The sequence below is a fragment of the Gaiella sp. genome, from assembly GCF_039915195.1.
Classification (GTDB): domain Bacteria; phylum Actinomycetota; class Thermoleophilia; order Gaiellales; family Gaiellaceae; genus Gaiella.
Genome location: NZ_JBDSNT010000063.1, coordinates 1 through 18,023, shown reverse-complemented (window position 1 = coordinate 18,023; position 18,023 = coordinate 1). Strand labels below are relative to the sequence as shown.

Below are 18,023 nucleotides of genomic sequence, written 5' to 3'. Positions count from 1 at the left end.
GCATCACCGCCCGGTTCGACGGCGGCCTCGATCACGTCGTACGGGAAGGAGGATCGGGCCTCTCTGCCGGCGAGCGTCAGTTGATCTCGATCGCCCGCGCGCTCCTCGCCGACCCACGGATCCTGATTCTCGACGAGGCAACGTCGAACATCGATCGACCGAGCGAGATCCTGATCGAAAAGGCGTTCGACACGCTACTCCGCGGACGTACGTCGGTGATCATCGCCCACCGCCTTGCCACCGTGAGGCGCGCCGACGAGATCCTCGTGATCGAGAAGGGTTACGTCACGCAGCGTGGCAACGAGGCCACGCTTCTGGCCGAGGAAGGCCCGTTCCGCCGGCTGGCCGAGACGATGCACGGCCTGCCGGCCGGCGACGTCGCGTAGAGCTGATGATGCCGGTTCCGTACGACCGGCCTACAGCACGAAGGCGTCGTCGCGCATGATCGGTGTCGGGTGACCGTCTCGGTCGAGGCCGTCAACGTCGACGTCGGGGCCGCCGATCATGAAGTCGGTGTGCGTCCGTGAGACGTTCACGCCCAGCGAGAGAAGCTCGTCCGTCGTCAAGCCATCCGCGCCATCGACCGCCATCGGCAGCCCCGACCCGTAGGCGATGTGGCACGTGGCGTTCTCATCGAACAGCGTGTCGAAGAAAACCAGGCCTGTTCGCTTGACGGCCGATGTTCCGTCGACGAGCGCAACCTCACCGAGAAACGAGGCCTGCTCGTCCGCCTCGAGTTGGCCCCGGACGATGTCCGCCCCTTCCGAGGCGCGGACATCGATCACGCGACCTCCTTCGAAACGGAGCTCGAGGTCGCGGATGATGGAGCCGGCGACCGCGAGCGGATACGTTGACCGCACCGTCCCCGCCGTCCGCCGCAGATCGGGTGACGTGAACACCTCCTCCGTCGGAAGGTTCGGGATGTGCTCGATCCCGTCCTGCGTCGTGAAGGCAGCGCACATCCAGCGAGAGGCGGCCATGAGGCCCACGGTCAGGTCGGTTCCTGGTCCGCTGAATCGGACGGCGTCGAACCCGTGGGCGTTCAGCGCTGCCGCGCGGCGCTTGAGCATCGCGTCGTGCTCGCGCCAGGCCTCGACCGGGTCGGCGGCGTCGAGACGCGTCGCCGTCGCAACCGCCCGCCACAGCGCCTCGATGTCAGGCTCACCAAAAACCGTGTTGGCCCACCCCGCATTCGGTGCGGACACGATGACCCAGTTCGAGAGACGCTCGGCCACGATCGGGAGGTAGACGGCACGGAGATCCGCGGGGTCAGACCTGGCGACGAGCTTGGGATCGAGATCGCTGAGGAGCTGGGGATTGGCGTCGCCCGAGAGCTGGATGATCGCCGGCCGCTCGGTGCGCCAGGCGGCGGTGGCGTCGAGCAAGAACTGTGGCGTCTTCCCGAGCATCTCCTCGGGGCCGAGTTCGATCGCGGCTCGCCGAAAATGCCCATCGGTGTACCGCGGCGTCACGCGCGTCGCGCCGGCACGGTATGCCTCGCGTGCAACCGCGCGCGCGATCTCGGCGTGCTCGATCTGGCAGACCACCACCGCCTCCTGGCCTACCTGGACGTTCGCGCCGACCCTGACGACGAGCTCCGCATAGCGACGGAGCCGCTCGTCGGCGTCAACCAGGGAATCGGCGGCAGTCGTCATCGTGCGCAGCCTAGAGGACCGAAGGGGCGCGGCTCAGGCGACAAGCCGAGAGTCATCGGCTCCTGGTCTACTCGCCCCAATCGAAGTCGCGCGAGCGCCCCCAGAGATCTCCATCGAGCGCAGGCGTGTCCGGCCCCACGGCGTTCTCGGCGGTGTCTTCACCGGGCCAGGGCAGCGCGAGCGAGTGCAGCTCGACAGCGGGCTCGCCGTCGAGGGTCTCCTCGATGCGGGCCTGCTCCTCGGACTTGAACAGCGGGTGATTCTCGAATGGATCCTCGATCTGATAGCGATCGAGTGGCATGTCGCCGTCGAGCTCGGCGTTCTGCTTCTTCAGCTCGAGGTGATCCTGAATGACGCTTGCGAACGGTGATGCGAAGGTGGGTGTTTCGGTGCCTACGGGCATAGAACCTCCCGATCGGGGACGGGACAGAGGCGTGATGGTTCAGACGCCTCATGGGATCGTAGCCGACTCGGACGCGTCGGGAAAGCCCTCGGAGCGCTCCGAGGACGCGGGGCGGTCGGAGTGTATGGCACGATATGGGGGTGCCCCCGCTGATTCCCAGGAACCCCGTGGCTGCAACCCTCCTCGCCTACAGCCTCTGGAAGAAGCTCCCACCCGCCCAGCGCCGTCAGCTTCTCGATGCCGCGCGAACGCACGGCCCACGCGTCGCTGCGGCGGCCGCGGCAGCCGCGAAGGCACGCAAGCGTCCCTGACCCGGCGCGGCCGCAGGGGTCGCACAGCGACGCCGGTAGAGGAGGGTCCGAGCGCTCCAGGAGCTCGCTCAGCCTGAAGGGATTCCGAGCGCGACCCGGACGATCCGATCCTGCTCGTGCTGGTGGGCCGTCGGGTAGCCCTCGCTGGGCGAGGCCTTCCACGAGCGCCCGGCGTACGAGACCCCTCCCACGGACGAGCTCGACCTCGCAGCATCTTCGAGCCGGTGCCTGATCGAGCGCCAAGCCCCCATGTTCTGAGGCTCCTCCTGCGCCCAGACGATCTCCTCGAGCTGCGGCAGTCCGCGGATGAGCTCTGCGACGGCGTCGACCGGGAACGGGTAGAGCTGCTCGAGGCGCGCCACGGCGACATGAGCCGCACTCGCCCGTTCGTCGTGGCCGACGATGTCGTAGTACACCTTGCCACTGCAGATCACGAGCCTGCGGGCGTCGCTGCCGGCTGCCGGGTCAGGAATGACGGGACGGAACGACCCCGACGTGAAGTCGGCCAGTTCCGACGATGCCTGCTTCAGGCGCAGCAGCCCCTTCGGCGTCATCACGATCAGCGGTCGTGCCGTCGCGTCGAGCGCCTGGCGTCGAACGAGGTGGAAGAACTGGGCAGAGGTCGTGCAGTTCGCGATCCTGATGTTGTCCTGAGCGCCCTGCTGCAGGAACCGTTCGAGCCGCGCGCTCGAGTGCTCTGGCCCGTTGCCCTCGTAGCCGTGGGGCAGGAGGAGCGTCAGCCGTGATGTCTGCCCCCACTTCGACCGTCCGGCCACGAGGAACTGGTCGATCACGATCTGGGCGCCATTCACGAAGTCGCCGTACTGCGCCTCCCAGAGAACGAGCGCGTCCGGGGCAGAAACGGAATAGCCGTACTCGAAGCCGAGCGCCGCGTACTCGGACAGCGGTGAGTTATACACCTCGAAGGACGCCGCGGCGGTCGGGAGATGTTGGATCGGAGCGTACGTCTCACCGGTGTATGGATCATGGAAGACGAGGTGCCGGTGGGCGAACGTGCCGCGCTCGGTGTCCTGCCCCGAGAGTCGAACGGGGATTCCGTCCTCGAGCAGGGAGGCGTAGGCGAGCGCCTCGCCTTGACCCCAGTCGATCCCGCCCTCCTCGATCCGGCCGCGCCGACGATCGAGCTGCTTTGCGAGCTTGGCGTTGATCGTGAATCCCTCGGGGGCAGCGAGCAACTGCTCATTGAGAGCGAGCAGCCGCTCGGCGACGACCGCGGTCACGACCGCGTCGCCCGTCGTCGCCTCTCTCGTGCTCTCAACGGCAGCGACGGGCGGCGAGGCCGTAGCGATCGCGTTCTGGAGTTGCTCGTGCGCTCGTCGGAGGGTCGTCGTCACATCAGCGACGTATCCGTCTGCGTCCTTCTCGGTGACGACCCCGTCCTCCACGAGACGCGTCGCGTAAAGAGCGCGGACAGTCGGCTGACGCTGGATCCGGTCTGCCATCAACGGCTGCGTGTACGAGGCGTCGTCCTGCTCGTTGTGACCGAACCGCCGATAGCCCACGAGATCGATCACGAAGTCGTGCCCGAACTCGGCGCGGTACGCGAGCCCGAGCCGCACCGCTGCGAGGGCGGCCTCGGGGTCGTCGGCGTTGACGTGCACGATGGGAACGTCGAATCCCTTTGCGAGGTCGCTCGAGTATCTCGTCGACCGGCTCTCCGTCGGGTCGGTCGTATACCCGACCTGGTTGTTCGTGATCAGATGCAGCGTCCCGCCCGTCGCATACCCCTCGAGCGACTGGAGGTTCAACGTCTCGGCAACAATGCCCTGGCCCGGGAAGGCAGCGTCTCCGTGGATGAGGACGGGCAACGCGACTGACGGATCGTGGATGCCGGCCCCGGTCGATCGGTCGGTCTGCTCGGCTCGCGCGCGGCCCTCGACAACAGGATCTGCTGCCTCCAGGTGGCTCGGATTAGGAACGATCACGACGTCGATCTCACCGAATTCGGTGACCCTTGTGCCTGAAGCAGGTAGGTGATACTTCACGTCACCGGAACCACCCTCGGGGTCGACGACGAGCGCATCCGCGGACCGCTCACCCTCGAACTCCCGGAGGATCTCCTGGTACGAGCGCCCCACCGTATGCACGAGCGCGTTGAGGCGCCCGCGATGAGCCATGCCGATGACCACCTCGTGCGCTCCCCCGGCTGCAGCCAGGGAGACTGCCTCATCGAGCATCGGCACGAGAGACTCGAGGCCCTCGAGCGAGAACTGCTTCTGCCCGAGGAACGACCGCCGGAGGTACTGCTCGAACCCCTCCGCCTCGGACAGACGTCGCAGCAGCGCGCGGCGCTCCTCCGGCTCCAGTGGTTGGCGGAAGCGACCCGACTCGATCGCCTGTCGGAGCCAGACGCGCTCGGCATGATCCGAGATGTACTCGATCTCGTAGGCCATCGAGCCGGAGTAGATCTCCCTGAGGAGCGGGAGCGCTTCGAGCAGCGTCTCACCTTCGACGTAGAGGCGAAGGAGCGACGCGGGTAGTCGGGCCTGCAGCTCGGGCGTCAACGCCGGTACGAGCCGCGACTCGTCGAGCGCAGGATCTCCGATCGGCTCCGAGCCAAGCGGATCGAGCTGGGCCGCGAGGTGGCCATGCATGCGGTAGGCCTTGACGAGTGCCATCGCGGCGGCAACGGCGCCGAGCATCGTCTCGTCGGCGAGTCCGGGACCAGCCGGTTCTGGCTGCACGACCTCCTGGACGGCCGCGTGAACGGAAGTCCCGAGTATCGATTCGGGTACCGCCTCGGGCACGGTTGCGGGCGCGCTGCTCGGAGGAGATGAGGCCGCCGACGCGGTCACGCTCGGCGGAGTGCTCTCGGCGACCGGACGAGGAGTGGTCGGGGCTGGCGGCTCGGCCGGAACAGGCGGCTCGGCCGGAACAGGCGACCCGACCGAAGCAGGCGACCCGACCGAAGCAGGCGGCCCGACCGAAGCAGGCGACCCGACCGAAGCCGGTCGAGCACCGTTGCCGTCCTGGTTCAACAGGCCCGCGAGACCCGGCAGGATGGCCGAAACAGCGGCTGGATCGTCCTCGAAGAACGCGCGCCACTCAGCCGGCACGCTCGCAGGCGCGTCGAGGTACGACTCGAGCATCTCGGCGACGTACCCCGCGTTGAGACTGCTCAGGTCAGCGCGAATCATGCGACGTGTTGTACCGGTCCCGGCGGACTCGGCAACACTCAGATCAGGGGGTTCTCGGTAAGCACGGCAACCGTCATGCCCACGACCCACGCGAACATGGCGAACAGCGTTGCCTTGAGCGCGAGCGACTGGTGCTTCTCACTCAGGCGGGCCGAGACAAGGGCCAACACGATCGCGACGAATGCCGTTCGGCCGGGCCGCGCGTCGAGCTCGAGGAGCAGCCCGAATCCCATTGCGATCGCGGACAGGATGATCGATGCGACGGCAAGAAGTCCTCCGACGACGTCCACCGCCGAGTGGCGATCCTGGGACTCGAGTGTGCTCATGACCGAACCGTACCCCTTTGCGCGGCCGGCATGGCGCCACTACCGTGCCCCGGCGAGTGCGGACGATTGGGCCTACGGCCCCGCCGCCGTCGTGCCCGGGGCGAACGGCCAGGCCCGGGAGTGTCCGAGACAACGGTTACGCCGGCAGGTTCGCCGGGATCCGGTTCGGCCTTGATCGCCCACCAGATCACGACTGCGAGATACACGATGGGGATCTTCAGAATCACGAGCATGAAGATGACCTCCCAGACCATGGCAACTCATTCTACGCCATCTGATCGGCGTCCCGCGCGACGCCGGATGAGCCTCGCCGACGCAACGTTCGCAAGTCCCCCCACGATCGCGACGGCAGCGAGCCCTGAGCCGAACGTCATCACGCCGGCAGAGGCCTCCCGTTCGACCGCGACGAAGACGAGCGGACCGAGTCCGACCGCGAGTGATCTGCCGGCGGCCAGGGTTGCGACCGCGAGCGCTGCCATCCCTGCGTACGCGAGAACGCCGATCGCGATCGCCCCAAACGCAAACGCCCTCAGATCCCGCACGCCGCCCTCCCATCGCCGCCGAGCACTGTGAGAGAGAGCGAGTGGGCTGCAAGCGGCAGTCCGAGGACAACAACCGAGGGCTCGGCGTGAGCCGCTCCGAGGAGAACGAGTGCCATGCCCGCTGCAACCGCGGCTGCCGGGCCCGAAACGGCGACGAGCGATCGGCGAGCGGGCGCCAGCGGGGCATGGAGCAGGAACGTTCGCCGTCCACGAACGACGAGGGCGCTCGGAACTCCGCGCAGCATGGCGGCGTGACCGGCCTCGTGTAGCCCCACGCCGATCGCAGTTCCGACGCCGAGCCCCACAGCCAGCGCGCCAACTCGGCCCGGGCCGCCAACGATCATGGTCGGGGGAAGGAGCACGAGCGTCGACGCGGTGGCGATCGCAAGGACGCGAAAGCCGGAGGCCCTGAGGGTGCTCACGACGCCGCGCACCATGCTTCCGGTATCGAGTCGGCGCCGCCGCGTGATCGGCGTCGGCAGAGCGCCGGTGGGCGCGAGTCGAAGTGTGAGCCCGAGCCAATCTGCCAGTCGACGAAGACGATGTCCGCTCGGCACGATGTTGACGAGTGCCAGGGAATTCAGCGTCCAGATGAATCGGAGGACGTCGAACCTCGCGACGTCGGGTGGGAGATCGTGGGCCTCGGCGAGTTCGCGCGCGACGGCGTCGAGCGGGCTTCCAGCACGTCGAAGGATGAACGACCCGCTGTCGTTCAGCGGCCAGCTACACCCGCGGACTGTGTCAGCTAGTCGATCACTCGTGAGCGAGACACCCGACGGGAGCTCGACGCAATCCGATGTGGCGATCACCGTGCCACCGACTCGAGGCGCCACGCCGGGGTTGCGATCGCGAGGAGGCAGACGAGCCCGCACAGCGCGGCCGCGATCACCGGATCAGGGAGCCCAGCCGCCGCGAGCCGAGGAGCGAAGAGGCCGATCGCGAGTGAGGTTGCAAGGGCCGCCGCGATGAGTGCGGCGACGGCACTCACTTGATCACCGATGCCCTCTCCCTGCCATGGGACGAGCGAGCCGGCGACTGTCGCGACGCCTCCACCCATGACGAGGAGAACGGAGACGGCGCCGGCCGTCTGCCAGTCCACGCCCGAGGCGACAGCCGCCGCAGAGGCGACCACCCCGACCGGAAGCGCCGCCGCGACGAGGCCGACGAAAGACGCTCTGGCGGTGACCCACCGCACCCCCCGCGGGGCACCAAGCCAGATCCAGCTTCCCGAGCTGAGGATGCTGAAGGTTGCGAGAGGAGCGACGAGCGACCCCGCCAGCGTCGTCGTCGTGGAGAGCAGGAACGGCCCAGGCGAAGCCGCACCGGCGGCGACCCCGATCATCGCCCCAAGGAGACCGAATGAGAGGGCGCCGAGGCTTGCGCGTCGCACATCCATTCGTCGCCACACGAGCGCCGCGGTCGCACCAAGAACGGGGAAGCGCCCGGTCGCCACGAGCGGTCGACGGCGAGCTACGCGGGGCCTCTGCTCCGGACGCCGGGCCGCGAGCTCGATCCACGTACCGCCGAGGCCGAGCGCAACGAGCGCGGCGACGACAAGCGCGACCCACGCCGATCCGCGACCCTGCACGGCGCCCGCAACCGCGGCGAGCGGACCGAGCGGAGCCGCTCCCATCGCCTTCCCCATGATCATCCAGGCGCCGAGGCCGAGAACGAAGAAGGACAGCCGCGACCTCCGGCCACGCACCGCGATCTGCGCGGCCTCGGCCGCGAGCGCTCCCGCGGGGACAGCCGCGAGGATCGCGAGACCCAGCGCGAGCCCCGCGGCGCGCCCTCCCGGAAACGAGTTCGCAAGGGATGTGATGAAAGCCGCAAGGGACGGCAACATGACGACACCCGCGAGCATGCCGGGCAGCAGGAGCGGCGCACCGATCGCAGAGCGATCTCCGCAGGGGCTCGCTGCGATCTGCTGCCCGAGCCCCTCTCGTGTGGGGAGCGAGAGGGCGATACCAGCCCCTGCCGCGGCGGCCGCAAGACAGGGCCCAAGCACGAGCGCGGTCGCGACCGCGGACGTGCCAAGGGCCGGGGCAAGCTCGTCGCCGAGCGCCGCTCCAACGCGAGCGAGCGCGAGCGGCGCGAGCATGACGAACGCGACCACGATCGCCGCCGGGACTGGAGCCAGAGCGGCTAGTGCCAGCAGGCGCCGCCGCTGGCACAGGAACACCGCTCTAGAGAGCACGAAACGCATCCCTCGTCCGCGAACGCAGCGAACCGTCGCCGAGGGCGGCGAGAAACACTTCCTCGATCGAGCCTGCAGCATGTCGTGCTCGAAGCTCGAGCGGCGACCCACGGTCGATGATCGCTCCCCGGTGGAGCAGAACGACCTCGTCACACGTAGCTCCTGCGAAGTGGAGATCCTGTGTCGCAAGCACGACGCCCGCTCCTCTGGCGGCACAGGCTTTCAACGCCTCATCGAGAACGACGACCGCTTCCGGGTCGAGCGTCGCTGTTGCCTCGTCAACGAGCACGAGGGACGTTCCGAGCGAGAGGGCAGCAACCGCGCTCACCTGCCGGCGGAGGCCTCGCGAGAGCGTCCCCATCCTCTGAACGAGCCGCCCCTCGAGTCCAAACGCGCTTGCGAGAGCGGACGCGCGAGTGGGCGCCTGCTCGTCGGCCTTCCAGAGGGCCTGGGCGAGGGCGACGAACTCGGTCCCCGTCAGCTCGTCGAACCCCACAGGCTCGTCTGGCACGAGCGCCGTGGAGGAGCGAGCAGCATGCGAGCCGACCGGCTCTCCGGCGACCCGGATCGACCCGGAATCGACCGTCACGAGCCCGGCAGCAGAGCGCAGGAGCGTCGTCTTCCCTGACCCGTTCGGCCCGACGAGCCCGACAATCGAGCCTGCAGCGACGCAGAGATCGACCCCCTCGAGTGCGACCGCTCGACCAAACTGCTTCGAGACACCCTCGACGACGAGGGGAACCGGTCTCCCGGCCGCGAGGGGAGGACGGCCCGTGGCCGCCCTCCCCTCCGCGCCCGTGGGCTCAGCTACGACAGACAACCTTGAACCCCGTCCAGCCGAACGAGATCTCGGCGCTGCCACCGTTCCTACGACACCACGTTGCCCAGGCGAGGGCCACGGCGTAGGCGAAGCCCACGACAATGACCCACCAGACGACGTCGTCCTCCTGCGCGGGATCGCCGCCGAACGCAAGCGCTGGTGCTGCGTACGGGCGAACGAGTGCGACCGTTGTGTCCATGCTGCCTCCTTCGAGTGCGGTTGTGGATGCCTTCTACGCTAGGGAGACAACGCGCGCAGGTGTGTGCCGGTTGTGTGTCGAAACCGTGACAGCGGGGTGCGTTCTTACAGATGCCTCACACGCCCCCCGCTAGGTTCTCTGTCAGACCCCGTTCCCAAGGAGGAATCCCGTGCGCCACATCCCAATCATCGCTGCCGTGCTCGCCGCAGCCGTTCTCGCGCCGATCGCGGCATCCGCTGACCGGATGTGGGTCGGCTTCCACGACGATCCGATCCTGCGCTACGACGCCAATCGCCAGAGCGCGATGGAGACAGCGACGGCCACGAACAACGCGTCGATCATCCGATCACTCGTGACGTGGGCCGACATCGCTCCGACGAGGCCCGCGGACGCTGCGAACGCGTTCGATCCGGCCTACCGGTTCGACGATCTCGACGAGTTCGTCCGGAATGCGCAACAGAACAACGTCGAGGTCCTGCTCACGCTCTGGGGCACGCCGAAGTGGGCGAATGGCAACAAGGAGCGGAACCACCTCCCGACGTCGATGACCGACTTCCAGAACTTCGCCAAGGCAGTCGCGTCTCGCTACTCGGGGCGGACCGCCGGGTACCCGTTCGTGCGGTTCTTCGGCATCTGGAATGAGTCGAACCTCGGTCTCTTCCTCAGCCCCCAGTTCAACTCGAAGGGTCAGATCGTCGGCCCCGCGGCATACGCGAAACTCGCTGCCGCGGGCTACGCGGGTGTCAAGGCGGGGAACGCCAGGGCACTCGTGGCGGTCGGGGAGACATCATCGAGCGGGCGAGACAAGAAGAAGCCTGGTGTCAGCGACGCAGTCGCTCCCGGGACGTTCGCTCGGCTCGTCGCGAAGGCGAACAAGAAGCTCAGGTTCGACGCCTGGGCCCACCACCCGTACCCCGTGCCGGTGAATCAGAAGCCGACCCAGAAGGTGAAGTGGCCGAATGTGGCGTTCACGTCCCTGCCGCAGTTCGAGAGGTCGCTCGACGGCTGGTTCGGGCGCAAGAACATCCCGATCTGGATCAGCGAGTACGGTCACGAGACGAAGCCCGGCGAGCCGAAGGGCGTCACGGAGGGCCAGCAGGCGGCGTACATCCCGCAGGCGATCGCTATCGCGAAGAAGGATCCGCGCGTACAGATGTTCATCTGGTTCGTGCTGCAGGATTCGAGCGGCAGCCTCTGGCAGAGCGGGGTCTACCGCAAGGACGGCAGCGCGAAGCCGGGGCAGCCGCGGTGGGCCGCGGCTGCGAAGCCACTCAGCCCCGCAAACGGCAAGGTCAGAGTCAAGGGCGGGACCAAGAATCCGCTCATCACGGTCTACCTTCGCTCGTTCTGCGTGAACAACCCGATCGGTGTGAAGGTCGGCGTCGCCGCACGCACGACACTCGGCGGGAAGCTCGTCGCGTACTCCCAGTCGGAGAGCGCCCTCGCGATCGACTGCACGGCGGCAACTCGTGTTACTGGCCTGAAGGTGATCAAGGGGAAGACCTACATCGTCACGATCGACGCCAACACGAAGAACGGTGATACCGCGACCCGCCAGATCACCATCGTCGGAGCCTGATCGAACGGCACTGATCCTCGGGGCGCATCACGCGCCCCGAGGATCACGTTCTCTCGCCCGAGCAATTCCGCTAGCGGAATTGCTCGATGCTTACGGTCCACGTGACGCTTCCGCGCGGACGCACCTTCAGCGTGTACGTGCCCGCCCCACTATGCGGCGCCACGGAGTCCGTCCCGACCCGAGCGAGCCCGATCCTCCCCGAGCCCGTACCGTCCCAGGAGAACATCGCCAAGCCCGATCCGAAGATCAGATAGCGCGGGTCGAGCTCGACGAGGATTCGCCATTCTCCCTCAGGCACCGTGACCTCGATCGGCGGCGAATCGTAGTCGCCGCTCCGACTCTCCGACCACGTCGTCATCCATTCGGGCGCGCGCGCGACCGTGAGCGTAACGGTCGAGCCGAGCACCGTGCGAGTCCCGGGGGCGGGCGACTGCCGCAGAACGGTTCCCGCCTCGGTTGTCGTCGATCCCTCGGTGACGACCTCCGTCTCGAAGCTGCCGTCGAGGCGCGCGGTTGCCTCATCGACGTCTACACCGCGGACGTCTGGCACGGGTGCGCGCGGTGGGCCGCTCGACACCCTGAGCTCTATCGGCCCCGGTCGTTCCGCCTCGTCGCCGGCGGCGACGTCGCTCGAGATGACGCGACCTTCGGGGATCTCCCAGGATTCCTCGGCACGAACACTGACCGCGAACCCGATCGCGCGCAGGGCGGCGGTGGCCGCCTGCCGCTCTGCTCCTTCAACGTCCGGAACCTCGGCGTACGCGGTTCCACGGCTCACACGCACGACGAGATCGAAGGAGCGTCGTTCGACCTGAGTCTCTGCGGTCGGCTTCTGGGTGACGATCCTTCCCTCGGTGATGGACTCCGAGTACACCCGCCCACCAACGGCGAGGGGAGCGTCAGCCACCTCGACGTGAGCGGCTTCGGCCGTCGCCACGCGAGCCTCGCCGACCGTCATCCCGGTCACCCGTGGAACGTCGACGACGCTGTCCGCGTTTGCGATCGTCGCACCGACGAAGGCGAGCGCACCCGCCGCGGCAATCGCTACTGCGACGGCGATCATTCGCCTGCCTCTCCGACGCTTTCTCGCGGCGTAGCGCGAGGGAGCCGCGAGAACCGCTGTTGCAGGCGCGGCTCCGAAGACCGCAGTCTCGCGATTCGACGCGTCGACCGCAACGGCCGCAGCGTCCGCGATCGAGGGTCGGGAGACTCCAAGGAGATCGAGTAACTCGACTGCGGTCGGACGGTCGGATGGGTTAGCGGAAAGGAGCGCCCCGATCGTCGTTGCGGCAGCGCGGGGAGCGTCGGGAACGAAGCTCGCAAGCGGTGGCGCGACCTCGTGGGCGCGACGGAGGCCGACGGCGAGTCGGTCGTCGCCCTCGAAGGGCGTCCTGCCCGCCAGCAGCCAGAAGAGCAGGCACCCGAGGGCGTAGAGATCGGTCGGGGTTTCGCTCTCGAGCCCTCGCGCCTGCTCGGGCGACCAGTACTCGGGTGTCCCGAGCAACATGCCCTGCGTGATCACGCTGGTCGACGATCGCGCGATCCGCGCGAGGCCAAAATCCGAGACGACGACGCGCCCCGTGGCACTCTCGATCAGGATGTTTCCGGGCGTCAGGTCGCGGTGGACGATGCCGCGGGCGTGCGCATACTCGAGTGCCGAGGCGATCGGTCGGGCGAGCTCCGAGACCTCCTGCCACGTCCACTCGCGGCCACGGGTCAGGTCGCCGAGGCTTGCACCATCGACGTGCTCCATGACGAGGAAGGGCGTTTCGCCGTCCTCGCCGTAGTCGTAGAGCCGAACGATGTGCTCGTGCTCGAGTGGGGCGAGCACCTGGGCTTCACGGGCGAACCGGCGTCGCAACTCGACGTCCTCGGCAATCCAGGGGTGAAGCAGCTTGACGGCCACATCGCGCTTCAGGTGACCGTCGTAGGCACGCCAGACGGTTCCCATACCGCCTTTGGCGATGCGGACGCGGAGCTCGTATCGGCCGGCGAGAAGGTCGGTCATCCGCGTGAAACCGCGCATTCGAGGAGCAAACAGGCGCGCAACGGCTGCGAACTGTAGCTGCCGACCCCGGGAGCCAAGTTGTAAAGTAAAGGAAAAGTCCCGCTTCGAGGGAATTACAACGCCCGGGAAACGTTGTACACTGTGAAGACATCGTTCCCGCGGGAACGCGTTTGACGGGGCCGCGCGCTTGCGGGCACCGAAGTGAACGATGTCAACGGGTCTTACCGAACGAACAAGCGCTCCACGCACGCGCGCGCACGACGACTACAGAGCGAAAGGATTCACCCTGACGACCACGATCGACATCCCTGCAATTGATGCCTTCCTGACTGACGCACAGGAGCGCGGCCGTGTTGAGACATCCGAGCTCGAGGCGCTTGCGCTCGAGCTGGACCTCAGCGAGTCCGCGCTCGAAGAGGTACGAGCGGCCCTCGTCGACCGGGCCATCCCCTTCGACACCGCCGATGACGCAGACGAGACCGACGCGGTTGCTGCCGCGGAGGAGGCCTCCTGGAGCGCCGATGCGTCCCAGGTTCTGACCGACTCGCTCCAGCTGTTCCTCCAGGACGTCGGCAAGCACAAGCTGCTGACGGCCGCCGAGGAGGTTGCGCTCGCGAAGCGCGTCGAGCGCGGCGACAAGACGGCCAAGGAGCGCATGATCAATGCGAACCTCCGCCTCGTCGTCTCGATCGCGAAGAAGTACCGCGGCCACGGGGTTCCCTTCCTCGATCTGATCCAGGACGGCGTGATCGGCCTCAACCGAGCGGTCGAGAAGTTCGACTGGCGCAAGGGCTACAAGTTCTCCACGTACGCCACGTGGTGGATTCGACAGGCCTGCCAGCGGGCGATCTCGAACCAGGGCGCCACGATCCGCGTGCCGGTGCATGTGCAGGAGCGGCAGCAGAAGCTCGCCCGGGCGCGCCAGCGCCTCGAGGTGAAGCTCGAGCGTGAGCCGACGGTCGAGGAGCTTGCGAAGGAGACGGGCCTAAAGGAGTCGCACATCGAGGAAGCTCTCTCGACGGCGGATGCCTCGGTATCCCTGAACCAGTCGGTCGGCTCCGACGGCGACGGCGAGCTCGGCGACCTGTTCGCCGACCGAAGCGCGGTCGACCCTGCTGACGAGGCAGACGAGACCCTGCAGCGGCTCGAGGTGCGTCGTGCAGTCGAGGCTCTACAGGAGCCCGACCGCCGCGTGCTCGAGCTCCGGTTCGGCTTCACGGGCGAGCAGTGGACGCTCGAGGCTATCGGCAAAGAGCTCGGCCTCACGCGCGAGCGCGTACGTCAGATCGAGTCCCGCGCGCTGACGCGCCTCCAGCACCAGCTGAAGGACGTCGTGCGGGCCGAGGGCGGCGACGTCGTGCTCGCGGCGTAAGAGCGCCTAACACAAGAGAAGCACAGGCCGTTGGCCGCGAGCGATGGGTGAGGCTCCAAGCCTCACCCACAGCCTGTCTCATCTGTACTACACGAGGGCCTGCTGAAGCGGGCCTTCGTTGTTCAACCGGTGTTTCTCAGGGCAGCCGCGATACCGGCGATCGAGCGGAGCAACGGCCGCTTCGCCGCCTCGTCGCCACCACGCCAGCCGCGGAGCAGGTCGACCTGGATCGCGTTCATCGGGTCAACGTAGGGATTGCGCAGGCGGATCGAGCGTTGCACGACCGGATGCCGATCGAGCAGCTCGTCCGCCTCGACAATCGCGAGGACCGCCTCGACCGTCCCGCGATGCTCGTCGGAGAGCGAGGCCCAGAACCGGTCACGGTCGGCGCCTGCCGGCACGAGCGACACGTACGACTCTGCGATCTCGAAGCTCGACTTGGCGAGCGTCATCTCGAGGTTCTCGACGAGCGCGCGGAAGAACGGCCACTCGAGGTAGAGGCGCCGGAGCCACGCGAGTCGCTCACCGTCGAGGCCGTAGGCGTGGAACGCCGAGCCACAGCCATACCAGGCGGGGAGCAGGCAGCGATTCTGCGTCCATGAGAAGACCCACGGGATCGCACGGAGCGCTTCCAGCTCGCCTGCGGCGGCGGCTTCAGGTCGCGACGATGGTCGGGAGCCGATCTCGAGCAGGGCCAGCTCGTCCAGGGGCGTGAAACATCGGAAGAAGGCGGGAAACGCCGGATCGTCCCAGACGAGGGCTCGGTACGTTGCGAGCGCTACCTCGGCGAGCTCGGCCATCGTGTCGCGTGCGCCTGCGTTGGGTGGTTCGAGCCCCACCACGTCCGGGAACATCGTCAGGAGCGTCCCCGAGACTGCCGCTTCGAGGTTGCGCTCGGCGAGACCCGCGAGCCCGTACTTGAATGCGATCGTCTCGCCCTGCTCCGTGAGCTTCAGCCGGCCATCGACGGCACCACTCGGCTGGGCGAGGATGCCGGCGTGCGTCGGACCGCCTCCCCGCCCCGCCGAGCCGCCCCGCCCGTGGAAGACCGTGACCTCGACGCCGCGGGCCTCGGCGATCCGCGCAAGCTCCTCCTGGGCGCGGTAGATCTCCCACTGGGCGGTCAGGTAGCCGCCGTCCTTGCCGGAGTCCGAGTAACCGACCATGACCTCGAGCTTCGAGCGGGGGCTCCGGTCGAGGATCTCCTCGACCAGCGAGCCGGCCGCTCGGAGATCGGCAATCGTCTCGAGGAGCGGAACGCCCTGGAGTGACGCCCCCGCCTCCCGAGCAAGGGCCTCGGCGTCGAGAACGTCGTCGGCTGTGCGCGTCATCGAGACGATCAGCCGATCGATCGCTCCCGCCCCATGGCGGACCTGCGCGCGCGACGCGGCGGCGAGCGTCGCACGAAGCCGATCGTCGGGTTGGTGGATGGCAGAGGCGTGAACGCGAACGTCGAGCTTCGCGAGATGCAGCCCGAATGTCCGGGCGCGAGCCCTGAGATCAGCAAGCCGGCCGTTCGCCACTCGTTCGCCCCGATGGGCGCGAAGCAGTGTGTCGAGATCGTCCAGATCGGCCACGAGCTCGGTGCCGTCCGCGTACTCGTCGGCCCCGAGGCGCTCCCAGATCTCGACGAGGATCGACCTGAACGGCTCGTCGTTGTCGGCCCGTTCCGCAACCGGTCCGATCACCGTCGTCGACATGCCCCACGCAGCCCCGAGTGCTCTCAGCTCTTCGCGGTAAAGGTCGCGGGCAAGCCGCCTCGCGCGCTCGAGCGCGTCCTCGATTGTCTCTGACCCCACATTCGGGTTGCCGTCGAGGTCACCGCCGATCCAGCTGCCGAATCGGAGCGCCCCGCCTGCGCCGCCGAGACGATCGCCAAGGGCTCGATCGAGGTCGGGAATCGCGTTCCAGAAGCTCTGCTCGAAGAACCAGAGGCCCTGGCGGATCTCGTCCACGACCCTCGGGCGCTTGGAGCGAATCTCGTCGGTCTGCCAGAGCAGTGTGATCTCCTCCGCAAGCGCTTCCTCGACACGTTGTCGCTCCGATTCAGGCGTGCCGTCGTCGTCCAGGCGCGCGAGGTGCGCAGCGACGCGACGATGAGCCTCGAGCACGGTGCGGCGCGTGGCCTCGGTGGGATGCGCCGTGAGTACGAGCTCGACGCGAAGGCGTCCACCGGCCGCCTGCAACGCGCTCTGCTCGACGCCGCCACGGTCCAGCTGGTCGTATGCCTCGGCGAGCGACTCGCGCGGGATGCGCCCCTCGGCCTCGTACTCGCGCCGGCGTCGGATGCGATGGTGCTGCTCGGCGATGTTCACGAGCTGGAAGAAGAGCGCGAACGCCCGGAGCACTGCGGCCTGCCGATCGTGATCGAGCGCTGCTACGGCCTCCCCTAGCTGGTCGCGCGAGCCGCCGGCCCGGGCGTCGCGAGCGAGCGCCCGAACCCGCTCCTCGTCGTCGAGCATCTCCTGGCCTTCCTGCTCGACCAGAACGCGCCCGAGCGTGTCTCCAAGGAGGCGGACGTTGGCTCGGAGCGCGGAGTCGGCGGACATGCTCTCACCCTAGAGAAATGCGAAACCCGCCTTGCGGGCGGGTCTCGGATGGAGCCGAGGGGGCTCGAACCCCTGACCTTCTGGCTGCCAGCCAGACGCTCTCCCAGCTGAGCTACGGCCCCACGAGCGCGATGCAGTGTAGTTGTTCGAATGCATAGTCGTCGGCCCAAGTGACCCGCTCGCCTACGCGCTTACAGCGGCCTCGAGCTTCGGCACGTCATTCCACAGATCCTCGAGCCGATAGAACTCGCGCGTCTCCTCGGTGAAGACGTGGAGTACGGAATCGTAATAGTCCGCGATGATCCAGGTTCCCTCGCGCTCGCCGGCGACCGCGCGCGGCAGGAGCTCGTGATCGCGCTTGAGCACGAAGTGCACCTCGTCGCTGATCGCCTTCGTCTGCCGGGTATTGCCACCCGTCGCGATGACGAAGAAATCGGTGTAGTCGCACACCGTCCGCATGTCGAGGATGATGACGTCGGTCGCGAGCTTCTCCTCACAGAGGGCGGCGATGCGGCGAGCTTGCTCGAGCGATGTCAGGTCGGTCAACTTCCTCGGTCGGGATGGGCCACACGGCCCGGCAATTGATGGCGCGCAGTGTACCGGCGGTTTTCGGAGCTCAGTCGGCGCCATAGAGGCCCAGGCGATCGATCGCCTCGACGACCGTCGCCGGCACGAGGTCGTCGATCGGAAAACCGGCTGCCACCCGCTCACGGATCTCGGAGGACGAGATCGGGAGCGGCGTGATCGGGAACAACTCGATCCGCTCCGGCCGCGCGAGCGACGCGACGACGCGCTCGAGATCGTCCCGATCGGTGCCCGGACGGGTCGCGGCGCCGATGCGCGCCAGCTCGAGTACACGCTCCGGCCTCGTCCAGGTGGGGAACGCAGCGAGCTCGTCGGCGCC

General features: G+C 67.8%; 17 protein-coding genes, 1 tRNA gene and 1 pseudogene. 4 read left to right on the top strand and 15 right to left on the bottom strand.

The annotated features are described in order from the left end of the window. The coding region (locus tag ABIR74_RS06445; RefSeq protein WP_348176119.1) for an ATP-binding cassette domain-containing protein at positions 1 to 386 on the top strand (386 nt) is incomplete at its 5' end. Positions 387 to 416: 30 nt separating this feature from the next. Here the strand turns inward: ABIR74_RS06445 and ABIR74_RS06440 are convergent. Next, a complete protein-coding gene (locus tag ABIR74_RS06440) occupies positions 417 to 1,655 on the bottom strand; it encodes an aminopeptidase (protein ID WP_348176116.1) in 1,239 nt (412 codons plus the stop codon). Positions 1,656 to 1,722: 67 nt separating this feature from the next. Continuing rightward, complete coding sequence (locus ABIR74_RS06435; RefSeq protein ID WP_348176114.1) at positions 1,723 to 2,058, bottom strand: hypothetical protein; 336 nt, start codon at positions 2,056 to 2,058, stop codon at positions 1,723 to 1,725. A 167-nt stretch (positions 2,059 to 2,225) separates the two neighbouring features. On the opposite strand from ABIR74_RS06435, the gene ABIR74_RS06430 reads away from it, so the two are divergent. Then, positions 2,226 to 2,369: a hypothetical protein gene (locus ABIR74_RS06430; RefSeq protein WP_348176111.1), complete on the top strand. Its 144-nt coding sequence runs from the start codon at positions 2,226 to 2,228 to the stop codon at positions 2,367 to 2,369. Between the two features lie 68 nt (positions 2,370 to 2,437). Here the strand turns inward: ABIR74_RS06430 and ABIR74_RS06425 are convergent, their stop codons facing one another. Genes ABIR74_RS06425 through ABIR74_RS06390 form a run of 8 tightly spaced genes read right to left on the bottom strand, consistent with a single transcriptional unit; the run spans position 2,438 to position 9,611 of the window. Next, positions 2,438 to 5,527: a 2-oxoglutarate dehydrogenase E1 component gene (locus tag ABIR74_RS06425; RefSeq protein WP_348176108.1), complete on the bottom strand. Its 3,090-nt coding sequence runs from the start codon at positions 5,525 to 5,527 to the stop codon at positions 2,438 to 2,440. 38 nt (positions 5,528 to 5,565) lie between these two features. Then, positions 5,566 to 5,853, bottom strand: a complete 288-nt coding sequence (locus ABIR74_RS06420; protein ID WP_348176106.1) for a hypothetical protein — start codon at positions 5,851 to 5,853, stop codon at positions 5,566 to 5,568. Further along, complete coding sequence (locus ABIR74_RS06415) at positions 5,850 to 6,107, bottom strand: hypothetical protein (protein WP_348176104.1); 258 nt, start codon at positions 6,105 to 6,107, stop codon at positions 5,850 to 5,852. Before ABIR74_RS06415 ends, ABIR74_RS06420 begins: the two co-directional genes overlap by 4 nt. 6 nt (positions 6,108 to 6,113) lie before the next feature. Beyond that, on the bottom strand, positions 6,114 to 6,395 hold the full coding sequence (locus ABIR74_RS06410) for a hypothetical protein (RefSeq protein WP_348176101.1): 282 nt from the start codon (positions 6,393 to 6,395) through the stop codon (positions 6,114 to 6,116). Beyond that, the gene (locus tag ABIR74_RS06405; RefSeq protein WP_348176099.1) at positions 6,383 to 7,228 is read right to left on the bottom strand and encodes a PqqD family protein; all 846 of its coding nucleotides are present in this window, start codon (positions 7,226 to 7,228) and stop codon (positions 6,383 to 6,385) included. The genes ABIR74_RS06410 and ABIR74_RS06405 overlap by 13 nt, the downstream gene beginning before the upstream one ends. After that, positions 7,201 to 8,592 (bottom strand): hypothetical protein, encoded by a 1,392-nt coding sequence (locus tag ABIR74_RS06400; protein ID WP_348176096.1) that lies wholly within the window; start codon positions 8,590 to 8,592, stop codon positions 7,201 to 7,203. The genes ABIR74_RS06405 and ABIR74_RS06400 overlap by 28 nt, the downstream gene beginning before the upstream one ends. Then, the gene (locus ABIR74_RS06395) at positions 8,582 to 9,412 is read right to left on the bottom strand and encodes an ABC transporter ATP-binding protein (RefSeq protein ID WP_348176094.1); all 831 of its coding nucleotides are present in this window, start codon (positions 9,410 to 9,412) and stop codon (positions 8,582 to 8,584) included. Before ABIR74_RS06395 ends, ABIR74_RS06400 begins: the two co-directional genes overlap by 11 nt. Next, positions 9,396 to 9,611, bottom strand: a complete 216-nt coding sequence (locus tag ABIR74_RS06390) for a hypothetical protein (RefSeq protein WP_348176092.1) — start codon at positions 9,609 to 9,611, stop codon at positions 9,396 to 9,398. The genes ABIR74_RS06395 and ABIR74_RS06390 overlap by 17 nt, the downstream gene beginning before the upstream one ends. Before the next feature lie 169 nt (positions 9,612 to 9,780). On the opposite strand from ABIR74_RS06390, the gene ABIR74_RS06385 reads away from it, so the two are divergent. Continuing rightward, the gene (locus ABIR74_RS06385) at positions 9,781 to 11,190 is read left to right on the top strand and encodes a cellulase family glycosylhydrolase (protein ID WP_348176089.1); all 1,410 of its coding nucleotides are present in this window, start codon (positions 9,781 to 9,783) and stop codon (positions 11,188 to 11,190) included. A 70-nt stretch (positions 11,191 to 11,260) separates the two neighbouring features. Here the strand turns inward: ABIR74_RS06385 and ABIR74_RS06380 are convergent, their stop codons facing one another. Then, positions 11,261 to 13,198 (bottom strand): protein kinase, encoded by a 1,938-nt coding sequence (locus ABIR74_RS06380; protein ID WP_348176087.1) that lies wholly within the window; start codon positions 13,196 to 13,198, stop codon positions 11,261 to 11,263. A gap of 208 nt (positions 13,199 to 13,406) precedes the next feature. On the opposite strand from ABIR74_RS06380, the gene ABIR74_RS06375 reads away from it, so the two are divergent. Beyond that, positions 13,407 to 14,570: a sigma-70 family RNA polymerase sigma factor gene (locus tag ABIR74_RS06375; RefSeq protein ID WP_348176084.1), complete on the top strand. Its 1,164-nt coding sequence runs from the start codon at positions 13,407 to 13,409 to the stop codon at positions 14,568 to 14,570. Between the two features lie 122 nt (positions 14,571 to 14,692). Here ABIR74_RS06375 and ABIR74_RS06370 read toward each other — a convergent pair whose 3' ends face one another. From ABIR74_RS06370 to ABIR74_RS06355, 4 genes and pseudogenes are all read right to left on the bottom strand, one after another. Next, positions 14,693 to 17,119 carry a phosphoenolpyruvate carboxylase gene (locus ABIR74_RS06370; protein ID WP_348176082.1) on the bottom strand — a complete coding sequence of 809 codons (2,427 nt, stop codon included), beginning with the start codon at positions 17,117 to 17,119 and terminating at the stop codon, positions 14,693 to 14,695. Between the two features lie 49 nt (positions 17,120 to 17,168). After that, positions 17,169 to 17,241: transfer RNA gene (locus ABIR74_RS06365), tRNA-Ala, on the bottom strand. A gap of 61 nt (positions 17,242 to 17,302) precedes the next feature. Then, on the bottom strand, positions 17,303 to 17,665 hold the full coding sequence (rsfS, locus tag ABIR74_RS06360) for a ribosome silencing factor (protein ID WP_348176079.1): 363 nt from the start codon (positions 17,663 to 17,665) through the stop codon (positions 17,303 to 17,305). 70 nt (positions 17,666 to 17,735) lie between these two features. Further along, positions 17,736 to 18,023: pseudogene (locus ABIR74_RS06355) on the bottom strand (nicotinate-nucleotide adenylyltransferase); the annotation flags it as partial.

What these genes read in the sequence shown, in the direction of transcription:
- ABIR74_RS06440 (WP_348176116.1), bottom strand. Translation starts at nt 1,655, where the DNA reads ATGACGACTGCCGCCGATTCCCTGGTTGACGCCGACGAGCGGCTCCGT.
- ABIR74_RS06435 (WP_348176114.1), bottom strand. Translation starts at nt 2,058, where the DNA reads ATGCCCGTAGGCACCGAAACACCCACCTTCGCATCACCGTTCGCAAGC.
- ABIR74_RS06425 (WP_348176108.1), bottom strand. Translation starts at nt 5,527, where the DNA reads ATGATTCGCGCTGACCTGAGCAGTCTCAACGCGGGGTACGTCGCCGAG.
- ABIR74_RS06420 (WP_348176106.1), bottom strand. Translation starts at nt 5,853, where the DNA reads ATGAGCACACTCGAGTCCCAGGATCGCCACTCGGCGGTGGACGTCGTC.
- ABIR74_RS06415 (WP_348176104.1), bottom strand. Translation starts at nt 6,107, where the DNA reads ATGGTCTGGGAGGTCATCTTCATGCTCGTGATTCTGAAGATCCCCATC.
- ABIR74_RS06390 (WP_348176092.1), bottom strand. Translation starts at nt 9,611, where the DNA reads ATGGACACAACGGTCGCACTCGTTCGCCCGTACGCAGCACCAGCGCTT.
- ABIR74_RS06380 (WP_348176087.1), bottom strand. Translation starts at nt 13,198, where the DNA reads ATGACCGACCTTCTCGCCGGCCGATACGAGCTCCGCGTCCGCATCGCC.
- ABIR74_RS06375 (WP_348176084.1), top strand. Translation starts at nt 13,407, where the DNA reads ATGTCAACGGGTCTTACCGAACGAACAAGCGCTCCACGCACGCGCGCG.
- ABIR74_RS06370 (WP_348176082.1), bottom strand. Translation starts at nt 17,119, where the DNA reads ATGTCCGCCGACTCCGCGCTCCGAGCCAACGTCCGCCTCCTTGGAGAC.